Genomic DNA, 17640 nt, shown 5'->3' with positions numbered 1-17640 from the left:
CCTCGTTAACTTCGAGTGCATCTCAGATCTGTGACCACGTTGATTTGCGTTCGTTATTGCCCATTGCAATGGAGTATCGGTACTTGGTTACTGTGATACCGGTACCAAGTCGCGGTGCCTGAACCAGACATCGATTTCCTCACCATCGGTTTCAAGGTGGTAGCTGTAGGAGTCCAGTTCACGCCCGGTCTCGTCTCCGAGGTTGTTCTGCAGGACATCCGTGACGGTGCCTTCTTTCCCGTGATGTTCGCTATCGGGATCAGTCTCTGAGACGTAGACCTGTCCGTCGTCGCCTAGTTGGTAGGGCTCGTTCGCAAGGTTGAACGTATCTCCAACTATCATTGTCCCCGGAGGTTTCGTCTTTAACCGTCAAGTGTCGTCTCGGGGTGCGTGATGAGGGTCAATCTAGCATGGGTGCTTCTGAAACCATTGACGAATCTCTTTAGATGAAGAGGTGACAAAATCGACCCAATGCCCGATCCTGAGTCAGACACGGTGCAACTACAATTCGACAAGGGGAGCCTCATAAAGCGGTCATCGAAGGATGAGACAGCAAGTGACGAATACATCGCTGATCCAATCACGTCAGGCGATCGAACGGTGTTTGCCGTTGAAGTGAAAGATAACGCCATCGAGGTGAATTCCACACTTTCAAAAGTCATTACGGTGCATGGGCGTACTCTTGACTTTGGGTCACGAGACCATGCAGAAGCGTATGCGGAACAGTTGTCGGCAGGAGATGGGTCACTACGGATTCAGGCTGCACCGACGAATGACTCGCGTGATGTGGATGCCTATCTTCTTGCTGATCACACACCATCGATTTCAGACCCAGCTGCAACTGATGGTGAGACATGGACGTTCGATGTTGGTGCGAATCTCTACGGGGCACTTGGGGAGGCAATTCTAACGTCCGCTCCGAAACCCCACGCACTCTACTACTTTGTTCGACAAGATCTAGAGCTCGATGACGGTGAGTTAGCGTCCGGGCTAGCTCTTGAGGTCGACAGAGGCAGACCGATCTCGGTTAACCATCCGGACGGGGAAAAACGATGGACACCGGACTGTGTCGTTCAGGCAAAGAATGGGTGGGATGGGCGTGTGCTGACGAAGTATTACTGCGAGATCAAAACCGGCAACGCGTCGTTTGAGCGGTCACAGGGCGTGGTGATGGAGGAATTGGCAACCCGAGAGCGAGTGTTAAAGATTCGGGTGAAGATTGAGGATTTGCCTGAGCAGTATTCGCTCCGAATTCAGGAGGTGACGCCTGCAGAATGACTTTCACAGTAGAGCAAGCCGATACAGGTTCAACTCCGAGTACACCAATTCTCGAACGCGGTTTCGAATTCGTTGAAAAGATTTCGATGAAAATCACCGATGTACGGCAGTGGGTATTCTAAATCTGAATCGGGTGCATGAGCCAGATAATCGCCGGAGCTATCGAGATTTCCTTTTGCAGTCGCCTCGAAATGCTCTTTCTTAAAGAGTAAGTGGTATTTGTCCTGCCCATCCATTGAGCCCTGTTCTTCGATTGATAGGCACCAATAATCACCGTGCTGGAAGTCATTTCTCAGTCCCCAAAGAAACGTACCTCGTCGAATGTACTCCGGGCTGCCTTTGTTGTCGCGGGCTGGTAAAAAGTAGCCTTTGTGGATGTTCTCGCTGAGACGGTCGTTGAGGATGGTTCGAATCTGCTCATTGTAGGAATAGAATGACGAGAGATAATTATGGGTGCGTCGATAGACTTCGTTTCGTACGTCTGTCTTTGCTGTAGACTCACGGGCACTGATGAGCCCAGTCGTTGTGATGCCATCACAGATCTCATCAAGTCTGGCGAAATTGCCGTGGACAATATATGCAGATGAGCGAACGCGAGTCAGATCACGGTCCGCGATTGGCTTCGATGGACCATCAGTATGACCGAGTAATTGGTCTATCGTGTTCGTCGAACCACTACCAGTCATGAAAAGGTGTAGCGCTATTCGTCTGCAGCGTCGCCAGCCATCTTCTCTGCAGCTTCGCGGTCTTTTCGGAGTTGTTCTTCCGATTGGCCTGTTGTTTCGGCCAATTGTTCGACCGTGAGTATCTTTTCCAGCGCCATGTTCGTATGTATCTCTACTTGGTAGAGACGGTTATAAGTTTGCACTTGGCAGCTGTGAGCTGCAATCCCCGGCTGAGAACTGCGAACGGGAGTTCTCAGTCCCAGTTATTGGTGGATGGTAGAGTGATAGGACGATTGTCGGTGTGGGTAGTCAGGGAAGCGGTCGGGGTTTGCAATATTGTCCAAGGTTAGTATTTTATACTAATATCGACATCACCATCATGCTAAGAAGAGAGACCGAGCGACGGCAAGGAAAACAATACCTGATGAAGACGAGAAGAGGGAGGCGAGTTCGTACAGAAACAGAAGCCAGCGGATGTCCCGAGGGTATCATCGGTCACAGTGCTCGCGCTTTTCGTCAGCGTTCGCTGGTCAGTAATCTTCGAGAACGTCAATTGGCGTGTTATGGATAAAAAAGAGCTGAAACGGTGGTTAGTTCGGCAGTTCTGTCCGATCCTGTTCGCACGCACGGCCAGCACGGGAAGTCACCGAGACCGTCACAGTCACAGTTTTCGGAGTCGATCTCGTTGTTCTCTGATGGGAATGCCTCTAGCGCCCCGTCGTCGGTTGCGTTTTCGACGGCGGCCATGTGTTTGCAGAAGACATTGCGGTGGACGTGATGCGGGCACGTACAGGCCATCAGTTCGTTGGTCACGTCATCGATGGAGACTGTGTACTGGTGGTCTGCAGGGGTCTCGTGGTTCTCGTTGGTAACGTCGATGAGTCCGGGGCTTCGACGTGGAAGGCGAATTGTTCGGCCTCTGCGCGTTTCTGTGCCGTCTCAGCAGCTTCAAGTTCACTAGGCGATTCGTTGACATAGTGTTTCACTCAGGTTCCGGGGACCCGCACCGGGTGTCCTAACACCCGGTGCGTTTCTACACAGGCCCAAGGATACTCTTCTCCTCTGCTGAACGTGGATCTAATCGAAGAAAAACATATGACGGAAAATAGAATTTGTTGAGACTCAGTAACCCTTCAACTGAAGTTCTGCCAGTGCAGCATAGGCTGTCGCGCCAGCTGGATGGGGTACTTCATCCATTGAAGCCTCAAGGAGTAACCACAGAACGACTTGTTCGTTTTGAATCTTGTCGCCGTCCACATACTGGGCAGGATGATAATAGTTCAACTCGGCGTCTAAATCGCTAACCCGCATTGCTTGCGACTTGGCGGGTCCTATCTCTCCGGATTTACGCTTGAGGACAACAGCCTCCATTCCACGTTCCATTGGAAGGTCTACCGTCTCGGAGCCATTTGGATTCGTAAACCGTAATTTCGTTCCCGGTTCACCGACTTGGTAAAACTCTTTTGTCGGTTTTGACCAGGAATCACCATCGAAGTACTGGACTTCAACACCATCTCGTGTTCCCGGGGTCACTTCGAATGCTTGTGCCGAAATATACTGTTGGACGACGTTTTCCTCTCCTTTGTAATCCGAGGCTTTGCCATATCCATAGAGGGACTCGGTTACATAACCCGGACCATGACGACGCCAGATGGGTATGAATCGGCCATCTTTGAAGAATTCATACGAGATATTGTAGTTGTATGGACCGAATCGCACGCCGGAGTGGAAATCAATACTCGATTTTCCTTCTGCACCGGTGTGATAGTGCGTTCGGAATTGGAAGCCTTTTGGATGCCCACAGCGCTCAGGATAGTCAACTTTCGCAAGGGCACCTGGCCCACCAAATGACACACTGTGAATGTCCCAGAAAAGGTGATGTCCATTGAATATTGGCTTGTGTTCTGGGAAGAACCAATCAAGTGTGTTTCTTCCCTTCCGTGGCGGGAGATTATATCCGGTAAAAGTCGTTGGAGCCATACCATTCATTGCACTGAAAACCGGCTGTCCCCGGAATTTGCCCTTGAATTTCACTCCCATTGTCTCTGGCTCTTCCCAGTGGATATTCCAACCAGCATCTGAGAAATTCTTGTTTGGGAGCGTCTCGAATCGATGATATCCTTTGTTCGCCGTTTTCATCGGCCGTTTCGTCTTCGGGACGCCTGGGACTATTCCCAGAACAGATTTCTTGTCGGGTTTGATCTCGCGAGCGCGTTCTTGAGTTGAGTACCGAACGAAATCGTCGACGAAATAGACGTCTTCGAACTTGGGTTTCTTTCCTGTAACGTCCACGAACCCGGAGACGACTCCAGTGTTATTATCACCGATAGCTGGGAAGAGGACAATTGAGACATCACCATGAGGGTTCCCCTCAAACGAGGTAATGTTCTCTCCAACTTTGACAGTGGGCCACCAGTCTTTCCCTTGGAGATACTTTTTGACCTTGGGCTGCTCATAGACCACTCGCCCCCGTCGAATATTTTTCTGTTTGTACTTCTCGGTCCACTGGATGTCGGTTGGATCAGTGATTTCGAGTGCGACCAACTCATTGCGTCGACGATCAACTAAGCCGTAAATTGTCTGTCGTTTTTTCGCCGTGATATCCCACGATCCCTTGTCAAAGCTCCCGTTGGCAGTATAGTCGGGACAACCCTGGATACTGATCGATCCCAGGGAGTTAGTCAGTGGTTCGTATGCCTCGAAACTCCCCATCCACTTACTCGCGATAGCATTTACCTTTGGATCCCGGAGTAAAACTTTGATCGCTTCATTGCGGCGGTAAGTATGGGTAATCTCATAGTTCTCTTCATGAAAATCGCGTGGAGAAACCCGTCTTCCACTCCCAACTCGAACCTCTGCTCGTGACGAGGTTTTTTTGGAACCGTTATTTTGATTGTTGTTTTTCTGTCTCTTGGCACCTGTTCTTCCAGCTAACGCACCGAGTACACCGAGACTGCTGAGTTTTGTAACTGTTCTCCTATAGACTCCATTGTCGTGCCGATTGTTATCATCTCGCATCGCAAACTCGAATGACAAGCCGAAGCGACATAAGTTGTCATATAATTTTACTTTCGTAGACTATAACATCACTCAGAAATTGGACTAGTTCTGCATTTTTGTAGCGCTGATTATGGATCGTCGCCGACCCTCCACTACTTTTCTTCTTAGGTGGATTCTGACGATAAACTGTAGGCTATAGTAGAAGACGTAAGAAAACACGTTATTCATGGCCGGTATGCAGAAGAAACGAATGATGACGATATTCTTCGGGTGATTCGTGCGTCCGAGTTTCCGGCGGTGACCGCTCGGTGGGTGGTGAACACGTTTGGGTTGAGCGGCCATCCGCTCATCGAGGCATCAGGACTCAACAAGTAGGAGAGAATGTGGAGAAAACGATCATGATTACTGGGTTGAATCGAGACTGTACGCCCCTGGATGGTCGGAATCTTTCCACCCTTCTTTGCCACTCCATGATTCGACGTCGAGACGGTAGACGGCCGTCCGATCGATTGACTCCTGTGCTATTCGCTCATAGTCCTCGCCTTCAGCCAGCTGGGGTGCAAATTTCTCCATGAATTGCTCAAGAACCGCTCGTTTATCCTCTCTATCAGCGAGCAAATCAATGGTTCCGTAGGCGACCACGCTTGAGTATTCGACGGTGAAGTTTACCGGTTCGTCAGCTGGGATATACCGCCCTTTTTCACTCGTTGTAAAGGAAGCACGCGGCTGGTCGCCGCTCTCAACGAGTTCGTGAGCACGTCCCGCTTGTGCACCGTGGAGGTAAATCACGCCTTCATCACGATTGTAGACGAAGAGTTGTGTTACGAGGTGAGGGATATCGTCATCGATGAGACCGAGCACACCCGTTTCCTGGTCGGCGAGAAATTCAGGTATCCATGCCGGATCATCGATCGCCTTTCCTTGATAACGGATAGAATCGGTGACGTTCTTGGGTGTGTTTTCGGTCATCTCTGCTATAACGGATGGCTGCGGTAAAAACGGTTTGTAGATTTGTTAGCTTGGAATAGCCATTTTTTCGACATCGCGGAAGAGAATTAGTTCAATGATTACTCAATCTACTCCGTTCCGGAATTCAATTGTTGATTCGACGACCACCGAGCAGAGTTGTGCCACTCTCGACAATATAAAGAGAATCCCAGATATCTTGGCTTCAGTAGATTTCGTAAATACCGAACAGAGATACTAGAATTTAATTTGATTTCAGAAAATAAGTGTCGAAAATTGACAACCTATCCCCTAGAGCAGTTACATTCTCCATCTTAGATTAGATCTCCAATATTAATTCTTATTCACAAATACCGAATCTAGATTTTTAAATTATATTTAATTTGATTGAATTTTATTAGGGTATAAGTAAGGGACCATCCAATTTCTTACCCATGTCAGAGTTTAACACTAGCAGGACGGTAAAAACGGCTGATACGGTCTTTGAAATCGTAACAGCACTCCAAGAACTTGATGGAAGCACGATTACTGAGTTAGCAGACTATCTCGGCTTGGCGAAAAGCACGGTCCATACGTATCTCGCCACATTAGAACAGAAAGAATACGTGGTCAAAGACGGGAAAACGTACGACCTAAGTTTGAAATTTCTCGACCATGGGACGTACTCAAAGCAGAAAAACAAGTTGACATCGGTTGCCCATCCGATCCTGAAACGAACGGCGGAAGAGACAGGAGAAGTGGTATGGCTCATCGTCGAGGAACACGGACGAGCAGTATACTTAGATCGTGCAAAAGGTGACCGGGCAGTCCAGACAAATGGCAGACGTGGCCTTCGTACGTCTCTCCACTTTGTTGCAGCAGGAAAGTGTATTTTGGCAAGCTTGGACGAGGAAGAAGTACGTCAGATACTTGACCGTCACGGGCTGCCAGAACAAACAGAGAATACGATAACAGAACGGAGAGTTCTCTTAAACGAATTACAAGAGGTGAGTGACCAGGGGTACGCATATAATGCCGGTGAGGAAGTTAAAGGCGTTCACGCTGTCGGAGCGCCGATAAAACAAGACGGCACAGTCTATGGAGGTGTGAGTATCGCAGGGCCATCGGCACGATTTCAAGATGAAGACTACGACCAAAAAATGCGAAAGGCAATCGTGGAAACGGCGAACACTATTGAACTCAACCTCGAGTATTGACATCGGAATTCCAGACTATTCTCTGATTTGTCTGAGAGCGTGGGCTTTGACGTTTTTATAGTATCGAATGTTAGCGGGCGCGTTCGACCATCCTCGCAGTATATGTAGTAATATCATGAATCTTGATGCATGTCCACAATAGCCGTGGATGTCGGTGGCACACATACCGACCTATATGGATGGCTGAGTGATGAACAGAAAGCGATTCACGGGAAGGTCCCGACAACATCCGATGATCCGACTATCGGAGTGATGAATGCGCTTGGTAGTGTGGACGTAGACCTGTCGAAAGTTGATACGTTCATGCATGGAAGTACAATCGCAACGAACGCCGTAATCGAGGGAGAATACGCAGTAACTCCATTAATTACGACGAAAGGATTCCGAGACCTCATCGAGATTGGGCGTTATCATCGTGAGGAACTGTACAATCCGTATCAATCGAAACCAGATCCCCTCACCGATCGCAGCCATCGATACACAGTTACAGAGCGTATTGATGACTCCGGCGAGGTGACGGAACCACTCGATGAGCAGGCTGTGCGTGAACTCGCCGATGAACTCCAGCACAACGATGTAAAAAGTGTTGCTGTTGGTTTTGTTAATTCATACGCGAACCCGGAACACGAACAGCGTGTCAAAGAAATTCTCACTGAAACTGTCGATGATCTCTATGTGGCACTCTCTTCGGAGTTGAGTCGAAAACTTGGGTCGATAGCTCGATTCAACAGCACAATCATGAACGCCGCTCTTGAGCCGATAATGGCGGACTATTTAGATGATCTGGACGGGAAGCTTGTCGACAACGGGTTTAGCGGTTCATTTTACGTTATTCGGTCTGACGGTGGTGTCGCTGGAACAGCACAAACGAAACGACGGGCTGAATCGACAATTCTCTCTGGACCAGCAGCCGGTGTCAGAGGTAGTCAAGCTATTGGAGAGGCGGTTAGCCAGTCAGATGTCATCGGGATGGATATTGGTGGGACCTCAACAGACGTCTCACTGGTCGAAGACGGAGAGCCGCTAGTCACGACAGAATACGAGGTCAAGTTCGACATTCCCCTGGTAAAGCCGATGCTTGATGTGACCACCATTGGATCTGGTGGGGGCAGCATTGCATGGATCGACGACGGGGGATCACTTCGTGTCGGTCCACAGAGTGCTGGTGCCGATCCAGGGCCGGTCTGTTATGATATGGGTGGTACCGAGCCCACGATTACCGATGCACACCTTATACTCGGCCGCTTAGACCCCGAAACGTACTTGGGAGGAACACGAACGCTCAACGAAGAAGCAGCCCACGACTCGATCGCAGAGCTTGCTAAAAAGTTGGATATGGATGTTCTCGAAGCTGCAGAAGGCATCCTCGAAATCGCAAACGAAAACATGGCCGCAGCGGTTCGTGAGACGACAATCGAACGTGGACAAGATCCCCGCGATTACTCGCTAGTTGGATTCGGTGGCTGTGGACCGATGCACGCTGGAGAGGTTGCAAGGAGTCTCGATGTTTCGTCAGTCATTATTCCGAGTGCTTCTGGTGTCCTTTCGGCGGTTGGAGGAACAGTAATGGACATCCGGTATAACGATGATAAGACGTTCTATACGCCAGTAGAGGCAGTCGATCCGTCTGAGTTGGAAGACGAATTTCAAGATCTTGAACAAGAAATTCTAGCCAGATTCAGCGAAGGAGCGGCCACACCAGAAGAGATTTCATTCGAACGGACTGCAGAGATGCGGTACGTCGGCCAAACCTACGAAGTTGACGTTCCTGTTACCGACGAATCACTCGATGCCGGAACTATTGAACAACTCATTGAAACTTTCCACGAGCAACACGAGCAAGAGTACGGAATCTCGTCTAACCAGTTCCCAGTCACATTCGTAAACTTGCGTGTGGCAGGAAGTAAACAGACGGTCGATCATGGATTCCGGAATGCAGAGATGAGTGGGGGCCACGATGATGGCTCCGGAACACGAGATGTATACTTCAATAGCGAGTGGCAAGAGACTTCGATTTATTACCGGGGAGATCTCGAGCCCGGCATGAATCTCGACGGTCCTGCCATCGTCGAGGATGACCATTCAACGATCACCCTGAACCCAGGAATGAACGCATCGGTCGACGAACACGAGAACATCATCATTAGCTCAAGTAACTAACGGAGTGTCAACAATGTCCCAAAAAACAGATCAGAAAAAGAATATCGATACAGTAACGTTCGAAGTCCTACGAAGTGCGTACGAACATACGGCTGACCGGATGAGTACGGTGCTACAACGAACATCGTTCTCACCGATCATCTATGATATGGTGGACTTTTCGAACGCAATCTTCACACCAGATGTGAATCTCGTTGGACAAACGGCTAACTGTCCAGTCCACCTTGCCGCGATGCATTTCAGTGCAGAAGCCTCCCTTGACGAGTTCGGCAAAGACGAACTCGATGCAGATGATATCGTCTTGCTTAACGACCCGTACAATGGGGGAACGCACATCAACGACGTTACGTGGACACAACCAATCTACGATAACTCAGACGAGCTCTTGGGCTTCGGCGTCAGTCGTGGACACTGGACAGACCTCGGTGGTGGAGGTCCGGGAGGTCAGTCGTGGGGAACCCACCTCGCCGAAGAAGGACTTCGAATCCCACCCACGAAGATCGTCGAAGATGGAGAAATAAATGAGGCGCTTCTTGGCGTGCTGAAAAGTAATACCCGTGTTCCACAGTACATCGAAGGAGACGTACAAGCCCATCGTGCTGCGCTGACAGCCGCCAAAGATGAACTGCACCGGCTCGAACGGAAGTACGGTGCTGGCACGGTACGACAGGGAATGCATGATGTATTAGATTACACCGAAGAGCGGACGCGAGAAGCAATCCGCAAGATTCCAGACGGCGAATACAGCGCCCAGGACTACGGTGACTGTGACGGAATCACGAAGGATTCGATCTATCTCGATGTGACACTCATCATAGACGGTGATGAGATTACAGTGGACTTCGAAGGAACCGATGATGCAGTGCCTGGATCCGTGAATTCGCCGAAAGCAAATACATATTCGGCGGTCTATTACGCACTGAAATTCTTCACTGACCCCGAGGCACCAGCCAATGCGGGAATGTATAGACCGATCAATATCGAACTGCCCGACGGTTCGTGGGTGAATCCCAACTGGCCACGGCCCGTGATCGGATGTACAACGTTCGCTGCCTCGAAGATCTGTGCCGTAATTTGGCAAGCACTCGCGGATGCCATCCCGGACAAAATCGTTGCCCCAACCTACTCAGAGTGTAACTGGTTTACCGTCCAGCAAGAAGATCCGGAAACCGACGCTGGATACGTGTGGTCAGATCTCCCCCCTGGTGGATGGGGTGGTACACCCACTGGAGATGGGATGGAGACGACTGCAGATCCGCTTGGAAACTGCATGGACTTGCCTGTCGAACGTGCAGAGCTGCTCTTCCCAGTGACTGTGGAGGAACGCGAGTTCATCACTGACTCTGGTGGTGACGGTGAACATCGTGGTGGACTAGGTCTGCGCGAAACGTTCCAATTCCACGGGTACGCCGAGTTGAGTGTCGAAACAAGTCGAACGAAGGAAGGCAGTCCCGGCGTCAACGACGGCCATGCTGGTGGTCTTGGACGGCTCATCAAAAACCATGGTATGGACGACGAAGAAGTGATTGGCGGCTGGAAAAAGGACGGTGACGAGTGGGAAATGTGTCTGATCGGGAGCGAACCATTCCAGCCAGGTGAATCGTTTACCATCGAGACCCAAGGCGGTGGCGGATGGGGCGATCCAACCAATCGAGATCTAGATGCAGTCCGCGAGGACGTGCGTAATGGCATGGTTAGCCCAGAGATTGCGGCTGACGTGTACGATGTAGACGTGGAATCGGAGTAATTTTCGAGGGTCCATCTATGAATGATTTTGAAGTCATTATCATCGGTGGCGGAGTGGCTGGCGCCAGCTGTGCTTATCACCTCACTACTGCAGGGGTTGAGGACGTCGCCGTATTCGAAAAAGACCAGCCAGCAAGCAAAGCAAGTGGACGTGCTGCTGGGTTTGTCACTCCCGATCAATTCTTGAGTACGGGAACGCATCCGGACGAGCACGAGTACATCATCCAATTCTGGGAAGAGATGGCTCAGGATTCTAAAATCGAACTGCACTATGGAGATGCATATACTCTTGCACGAGATGCAGCGTCAGTAGCGTATTTAGAACGATTACACGAGGAAACCACGATCGAATCCCAACTCCTAACCGGTGACGAGATCGGCAATCGGATTCCAGCACTCATAACAGATGATATTGAAGCTGGATTTATGTTCGAAAATGGGTTCTCGCTCGACCCATACACAGCGACTGTCACCGTTCTAGAGGATGCAATGTGTAGGGGTGCAGACGTGCTAAGTGAGTCGGTCGAATCAATTGACACCCTCCCTTCGGGTAACACTCGTGTGACGACGAACGAGGGATCATATACCGCTTCAGCGGTGGTCGTGGCAGCAGGAGCATGGAGTAAATCGCTGGCGAGCGATATCGATGTCTCACTTCCGTTAAAGCCCCGGGTCAGTCAGATTGCGATGTTAGACCCTGGACAAACGGTCGAGCTACCGCTTATCAATGATCCCGATCTTGAGCTGTACTACCGATCAGAAGTGAATGGGGAAATTCTGATCGGAGGGGGTACTGGGAAAACGGAGCTTGACCCCGAAACGTTCAGCTCGACAGCCCGTGAAGAGTTCATCCAAGAGGTTGCAGAGAAAGCACCACAGATCTCTGCCCAACTTCAAGAAAGCCAGATGACTGGGAAGTGGGGAGGGCTTTGTTCGGCAACACCTGACCGCCATCCTCTGGTCGGAGAAATCCATCCGAATGGAGTTTACGTATGCTGTGGGTTCAACGGCGAAGGAATCATGTACAGCACTGTTGCTGGTCACCTGATCGCAGAGTTGCTCACTGGGACCACACCCACGTTTGATGCCGACGTCTTTGCGCCAGATCGGTTTGTGACTCCGGAGGAAGATTTCGAAATCAGAAGTGCGATTGAATGGTGATGCACTAGCTTCTGCACTTCATATGATCTCATTCTCTCTCCATAGTCAGACAATCGGACTTCGGACTATCGAAGAAGAGAGGTGGAGTTTCGACAACGATCGGGATTCCAAGAGAGTGGATGGCTATGGCGGACGGAGTATGAGATTTTGAATGGGCTTGGCGACGAGGGAGAGATTCACAAGAAGCTACGAAAAGCACCCGCTATCTGGATGATTCAGTTGTGTATCCTATATTCTCTGTCGTGGTGTTGCTTGTCGATCTGCTCGTTTCTGTCTTAGTAGTGGTTGTAGATGAGGATGTCCGGCGTGTTGTCGTTGTGTATCGGCTCTTCGTCGTGGTTGTTGAGGAGTCAGGAGTCGTTTGAGATGAGGTTGTTGAGTCCGGTGGCGTTGTCGTCGTGGTAGTCGTGGTCATAGTGGTCGATGGAGCCCGCGTCGTCATGGTCGTCGGAACATCAGGTGAAAACCGAATTGTCGAGACGATTCGGCGAGAGAACTCATCGGTCGTCATGAATCCGTCCAACACGGCTTCTGCATCCTTGGTCATCACCGAATAGCCGCCGATATCGTCACCATCCTCGTCTTGGAAGGTGACTCGGAGTTCGGATGGTGGGTTCTCGACTTTTGTGGTGAATTGTAACCAATGGCCAGCCACGGTTCCGATTTCTCCAGCCAATCCATCCAGAAGGGTTGTCTCTTTGGTTGTATGGGTGATTTTCGCAATATCACGCCACGTAGTCGGGTTAGAGACGTTGACTCCTTCTGACTGGAGGCTGTCGATCAACCAGTCCAATGCACTTTCGACGGACATCGTATCCTCCGATGTTGTTGTCGGTGTCTCAACAGGGACATCGGCGGTGATTGTTGACGTTGTCGATTCAGTCGATGTTGTCTGTTCCGTGGCTTGTAAGTGCGAAGTTGAGGAAGCTTCTGATGTGGTTGTTTCGTCCTGCTGTGTCGTTTTCGAGGATGATTCTGCCGAAGTTCCCTCTGATGACTCACTGGTGGTGGACTGTGTTGTGGCTGTCACCATTTCAACGGTCGTTGCGATCGTTTCTGTCACTGCTGTCGTCGAGTCTGGTGTTTTCGAGGATGTTTCTGGCGTGTTGGTTTCGGTAGACCCGAGGATGTCCGAACACCCACTAAGCATACCGAGACCCGTGGTGGCCAATGCCGATGTGAGAAACCGTCGCCGTGATCTGTTGGTCATGAAAATAGGGTGGACAACTGGCTGTCTCAGCAGTCGTCTTGTGAATCGTCTTCAGTGGACGAGTCGTCCGAAGCGGAGTCTTTAGAGTCATCGCTTCCCGAGCTTTCGCTCTCATCCGACTCAGTGTCATCATCCGACTGGGTATCATCCGAGGAGTCACCACTCGACTCGCTGTCATCGGAATCGTCGGTCGTTTTCTCTGACGTGGACTCGTCCGAGTTGTCTTCGGTAGTCGTCCCTTCCTCGGTCGTGGTTTCCTCGGTCGAGTCGTCAGTGGTATCTTCCTCTTCAGTAGTCGTCTCGTTGGTTGGAGAGTCACTGCTCTTGGCGACGACATCACCATCCGTGTTCAGCAAGGCAACAACGTCCGGATTCTCGTTGTTGAGCATCTCCGTTTCATAGCCAAGATCTTGATCGACGTCACCTTCGGTCGTCGAACCAGTTCCGACGCGAATCGAGTCACCAGATGGAATGACCGTGTTGTCTTCAAGAGGTTGGTCTTGAGTAGTTTGATCGCTGTATTCGAGATCGATGAGATAGTTCGAGAGGTCTGCTTTGGAATCCCCTGTATTCGTGAGCGTAACGTATTCAGCTTCGGCGTTGATCTCAATTTTGATTGACGGCATGTCTGCGCCAATTACCTGGGTTGCGCCGATACCAACTGTTGCCACGGCTCCGAGTGCGCCAAGGACGCTTCGTCGTGTCTGCTTCATAGGCGTCATGGAATTAGTTGGTGAGCAGATAAATCTATGTCAGACATTCTGGAAATTCCTAAATAGTATTGAATAAATGCAGTTTCGGATACTAGAGTTGAGAATAGACTCAGGGTGGTTGAGAGAAGCAGAGTTTCCTGTTGTGATCGCTCGATGAATGGAAAAATATACTCAATACTAAGAGAACTACTATATTTGTCCGTCTATACTCTTCAAGAGAATCGGCTTACCAGCCTTGTGTTGTACCCGTTAGGGTGAGGAGAAGTCACTAACAGAGGCCTCCACATCCCTTAAATATTTATACTTATGAGATAAGATATTACTATGTCAGTGGATAATTCCCCGACACGAGAAGACACTCAAGTCGTCGGATCACGGATTGGCGCACAAATAATTGACACGATTGTAACGTTCATTATCGCATTTATACCTGCATTCGTGGTCGGCTTTTTCAGTGGACTACTCGGGATCAATGGTACAGGAGGATTCGGAGTTTTGCTCGGTATACTGGTTGCCCTCGTCTACTGGTTGTTAATTGAAGGGCTCTGGGATGGATATACTGTTGGCAAGAGATTATTCGGTATCCGTGTTGTCCAAGAGAACGGGACTCCGTGTACGCTCGGCTCCTCAGCTGTTCGCAACCTCCTTGAGATCATTGATGGGTTATTTTACTACCTTATTGGGTTCATCTCGATGGCGATGACTGATAAGCGCCAACGCCTCGGCGATCGTGTTGCCGGAACAGTCGTTGTTCGTGAAACCTCGGTTAGTACTACAAGCAGCACGACACCCGTTGGGACACCAACTGAACCTGAGTCACCAGCACGTTCACAGTGAATAGTTCCTCGATTTTGAAATCTTTGGCCAGGTACATGCTTCTCGGAACCTTCTATCAGTCTATTCAAACAATCATTTATGGGTAGATACCGAGTTTCAGAACCACTGACTTCCAGAGAAGCCCTATATATGAGGCTATTCTCGTTGTTGTCTACACCAACCAGATACAAAGACAGTATTCACTAAGAGGTTTTTCGAAAACATAGAGAGGGTATCGAACTTTACCGACCTTTCCTCATCCTCAGAGTAGCCTCCAGAGATTGAAAGAGGCATACGATTGATCCCATCTAGCGGATTCAATAGGTACTCTGGAATATTGACTTTGACCTGGTTCTGAAGTTCGTCTTTCCGATGATAGAAAGGGTTGTCAACAGCCATATACTCTGGCGCGTCAGGATGAGAGCTAATATTGATGATTTCGGGGTTCCCGAGATATTGTGATTCTCCAGCTACGGTAAGCATCTGTAAACCTCGACGTTGTTCATACACTTCGGGTTGCTTACCTAATCCTGTAAAAAACGATTGGTAACCACGATTGTCAAATGGGATATCGGTGAAGACAAACCCGCACTTTGTTCTCGAAAATTGTTCGCCTTGCCATTGAGTTTCAATCCAAAAAATGCCTGCAGAACAATCCACATAGGCAACCGCAATGGGTCGCGGGTCACCAGGAGGATTAGAAACCGGATCTTTTTCGTGCGACGATTCTAGCACCCCTATTGTGTCGTCGATGTTTTCCAAATCTTCAACGAACCAACGATGGCCACGACCTATCACTTGACGGTCTCCCAATTTAATCGCGTAACCTAATCGTGAAGGGAGCAGGCTAGTTCCGGTGGTTTGTTCCAGCACATCAAAAATCTCCGATATTTCCCCAGCTGATGACGCGTGAACTCGCTCCTCTACGTGATAAAGAACAGACTTGCCGAAGTCATGAGAGAGCCCAGGCTCTCCAAAGACGAACATTGAGGGCCCTTCCGATGTCGTGATCAGCCAATTTGGTGGAGAGGGAAGAGAGGGTACATTTTCTTGCGAATCGATGTCAATTGTAATGTTGACGCGATGTTCGATTTCGGAGGAGAACAAGCTATAGTCCTCACGTTCACGAGCTTGGAAAAACGAGAGCATCTGGTCACTAGTCATTTCATCCATACCATCTCCTACACGGATCCATGGAACGAAATCGCCATTTTCCTTGAATTGAACAGGCTTCTCTCGAGCTTTGTTCACATCAATACGAAGGAGCCGTTTTCCCGAATACTCGATGAAGTTCACATCTACTAAGTCGGAAATGGGGGGTGTTGTGTATTCAAGTGCCGAGTGGGTGAGATGTTGTACAACCTCGGAATCAACCGAGAATCCCTGAATGAGAATGCTATCATCCGACTCATTCCTCACCCCGATAATTACCGTTCCCCCGTTCTGGTTGGCCATCGCTGAGAGTACCTTTACAAGCTTTTTTCGACCATTGGAACTCTCAACGATCTCCTTTGATTTGAAATCCAATTCCTCCGATTCGACTCCTGGCTCCGAAGCAAACTGTTCTACGAGGCGTTTCGTTTCTTGTTCAAGACGCATTTTACTGCTGAATTGATATCCAATTCATAAGAGGATATCCCAGTGCGAATGGTTGTCGCTCCTATAGTAGTCAAACTTAGTTGATTCGTTCAGTAGATAAGGCTCAATAAATCTGTGAGATAGATGTAATTGCAGCTAGTTTGAGAGACATTTCAACATTGGTTAGAATAGTCAAGAAGACTCAAGATACCTGAACACTCAGATGTTGACATTCGATGTCAGACTACAATTTAGGTGACTTCTTTAACGAAGATGAACTCGATCACAGAAAATTGGAAGAGATTATCGAATCCGATGAGAGAACACGTGAGGAGCTCGTTAGTGCTAGTTTAGATTCTGAAGGCTCAAGGATTTTCAACGAAATCTGATCGCTCTATAGTACGCTGAATATGGTAAATACAAATTTTACTTTACTAACCAAGAAGCGGGATGAGTTTGTAGCACATGACGCGACATTCTGGATGAAAAAGTCAGACGAAGAGATGCAGGACTTTTTCAGGGAATACATGAGACGTCTCCACAATTATACAGCTTCTGTGCATACACTTATTTCACATACTTAGACATTTCTAGATAGACACGAAGACGACAAGCCTGGACTAAAATCGGAATATTTCGAGGAAATCAGGTCAAGAGATCTTCAGACGAAAGTCAATCTTCTAAAACAGATTCGACACTACACTCAGAAGAACTGGACCCCTCCATTGTCAGCAAATATCTCTACAAGTATGAAGGGGGACAAAGATGGTGAACTAGAGCTCTTTCTTGATAAAGAAGAAATGTTGGAGTGGAATGGTTGAGATTCAGATGTCCAAATATTTCTTGAATCACTCGATGAAGAGATTGTTATTACAAAATTAGCTGAAGACTACCAGAAAGAGATGAATGACTTTTATGACTGGTTTCGGACATTCATTTTGATTATTTTTTACGACGAAATCTTGGAGTTCTTCACTGCAAGTCTAATTTTGCAGAAAAAGCGAACAAGATAGGAGCAATCCGTTGCCACCGACGATAAGTCAAAAAGAGCATCCGATTTCAGTTTTTGTAGATATCTGTTTGACACACCACGCACGCCAATTCTTTCTTCAATTTTTTCATCGACAGATCATATCTCCCAGAGGAAAGCA

Annotated in this window: 15 protein-coding genes; 7 read left to right on the top strand and 8 right to left on the bottom strand. The window is 49.0% G+C overall.

All coding sequences use genetic code 11. The features are described 5' to 3' along the window. Window positions 1–87: 87 nt before the first annotated feature. Window positions 88–342 (bottom strand): DUF8139 family protein, encoded by a 255-nt coding sequence (locus AC1XDK_RS17510; RefSeq protein WP_483351254.1) that lies wholly within the window; start codon window positions 340–342, stop codon window positions 88–90. Window positions 343–471: 129 nt separating this feature from the next. Between AC1XDK_RS17510 and AC1XDK_RS17505 the strand changes: the two genes are divergently transcribed. Next, the gene (locus AC1XDK_RS17505) at window positions 472–1278 is read left to right on the top strand and encodes a DUF8081 domain-containing protein (RefSeq protein ID WP_483351253.1); all 807 of its coding nucleotides are present in this window, start codon (window positions 472–474) and stop codon (window positions 1276–1278) included. 29 nt (window positions 1279–1307) lie between these two features. On the opposite strand, the gene AC1XDK_RS17500 is transcribed toward AC1XDK_RS17505, so the two are convergent. From AC1XDK_RS17500 to AC1XDK_RS17485, 4 genes are all read right to left on the bottom strand, one after another. Further along, window positions 1308–1964, bottom strand: a complete 657-nt coding sequence (locus AC1XDK_RS17500; RefSeq protein WP_483351252.1) for a hypothetical protein — start codon at window positions 1962–1964, stop codon at window positions 1308–1310. 14 nt (window positions 1965–1978) lie between these two features. Further along, window positions 1979–2101, bottom strand: coding sequence for a hypothetical protein (locus AC1XDK_RS17495; RefSeq protein WP_483351251.1), 123 nt, complete (start codon window positions 2099–2101; stop codon window positions 1979–1981). A gap of 964 nt (window positions 2102–3065) precedes the next feature. Next, a complete protein-coding gene (locus AC1XDK_RS17490; protein ID WP_483351250.1) occupies window positions 3066–4961 on the bottom strand; it encodes a hypothetical protein in 1896 nt (631 codons plus the stop codon). A gap of 384 nt (window positions 4962–5345) precedes the next feature. Continuing rightward, window positions 5346–5912, bottom strand: a complete 567-nt coding sequence (locus AC1XDK_RS17485; RefSeq protein ID WP_483351249.1) for a pyridoxamine 5'-phosphate oxidase family protein — start codon at window positions 5910–5912, stop codon at window positions 5346–5348. A 431-nt stretch (window positions 5913–6343) separates the two neighbouring features. Between AC1XDK_RS17485 and AC1XDK_RS17480 the strand changes: the two genes are divergently transcribed. The 4 genes from AC1XDK_RS17480 (at window position 6344) to AC1XDK_RS17465 (ending at window position 12172) form a co-directional block, all read left to right on the top strand. Beyond that, on the top strand, window positions 6344–7105 hold the full coding sequence (locus tag AC1XDK_RS17480; protein WP_483351248.1) for an IclR family transcriptional regulator: 762 nt from the start codon (window positions 6344–6346) through the stop codon (window positions 7103–7105). 129 nt (window positions 7106–7234) lie between these two features. Continuing rightward, window positions 7235–9265 carry a hydantoinase/oxoprolinase family protein gene (locus tag AC1XDK_RS17475; RefSeq protein ID WP_483351247.1) on the top strand — a complete coding sequence of 677 codons (2031 nt, stop codon included), beginning with the start codon at window positions 7235–7237 and terminating at the stop codon, window positions 9263–9265. A 13-nt stretch (window positions 9266–9278) separates the two neighbouring features. Then, entirely contained in the window at window positions 9279–11012 is a 1734-nt protein-coding gene (locus tag AC1XDK_RS17470; RefSeq protein WP_483351246.1) for a hydantoinase B/oxoprolinase family protein, read from the top strand. Between the two features lie 17 nt (window positions 11013–11029). After that, entirely contained in the window at window positions 11030–12172 is a 1143-nt protein-coding gene (locus tag AC1XDK_RS17465; RefSeq protein WP_483351245.1) for an NAD(P)/FAD-dependent oxidoreductase, read from the top strand. 202 nt (window positions 12173–12374) lie between these two features. Here the strand turns inward: AC1XDK_RS17465 and AC1XDK_RS17460 are convergent, their stop codons facing one another. Together AC1XDK_RS17460 and AC1XDK_RS17455 are read right to left on the bottom strand one after the other, a co-directional pair. Beyond that, on the bottom strand, window positions 12375–13235 hold the full coding sequence (locus AC1XDK_RS17460; protein WP_483351244.1) for a DUF8159 domain-containing protein: 861 nt from the start codon (window positions 13233–13235) through the stop codon (window positions 12375–12377). Between the two features lie 173 nt (window positions 13236–13408). Beyond that, window positions 13409–14095 (bottom strand): lamin tail domain-containing protein, encoded by a 687-nt coding sequence (locus tag AC1XDK_RS17455; RefSeq protein WP_483351243.1) that lies wholly within the window; start codon window positions 14093–14095, stop codon window positions 13409–13411. A gap of 324 nt (window positions 14096–14419) precedes the next feature. On the opposite strand from AC1XDK_RS17455, the gene AC1XDK_RS17450 reads away from it, so the two are divergent. Then, window positions 14420–14932: an RDD family protein gene (locus AC1XDK_RS17450; RefSeq protein ID WP_483351242.1), complete on the top strand. Its 513-nt coding sequence runs from the start codon at window positions 14420–14422 to the stop codon at window positions 14930–14932. A 135-nt stretch (window positions 14933–15067) separates the two neighbouring features. On the opposite strand, the gene AC1XDK_RS17445 is transcribed toward AC1XDK_RS17450, so the two are convergent. Further along, window positions 15068–16510, bottom strand: a complete 1443-nt coding sequence (locus AC1XDK_RS17445; RefSeq protein WP_483351241.1) for an AlbA family DNA-binding domain-containing protein — start codon at window positions 16508–16510, stop codon at window positions 15068–15070. Between the two features lie 215 nt (window positions 16511–16725). Here AC1XDK_RS17445 and AC1XDK_RS17440 point away from each other — a divergent pair, with 215 nt between their 5' ends. Beyond that, window positions 16726–16878, top strand: a complete 153-nt coding sequence (locus AC1XDK_RS17440; protein ID WP_483351240.1) for a hypothetical protein — start codon at window positions 16726–16728, stop codon at window positions 16876–16878. Window positions 16879–17640: the final 762 nt, after the last annotated feature.

It is taken from the genome of Haladaptatus sp. HS23, assembly GCF_056892285.1.
Note: the sequence above shows the minus strand (reverse complement) of the source record. Positions and strands in the feature narration are given on the sequence as shown.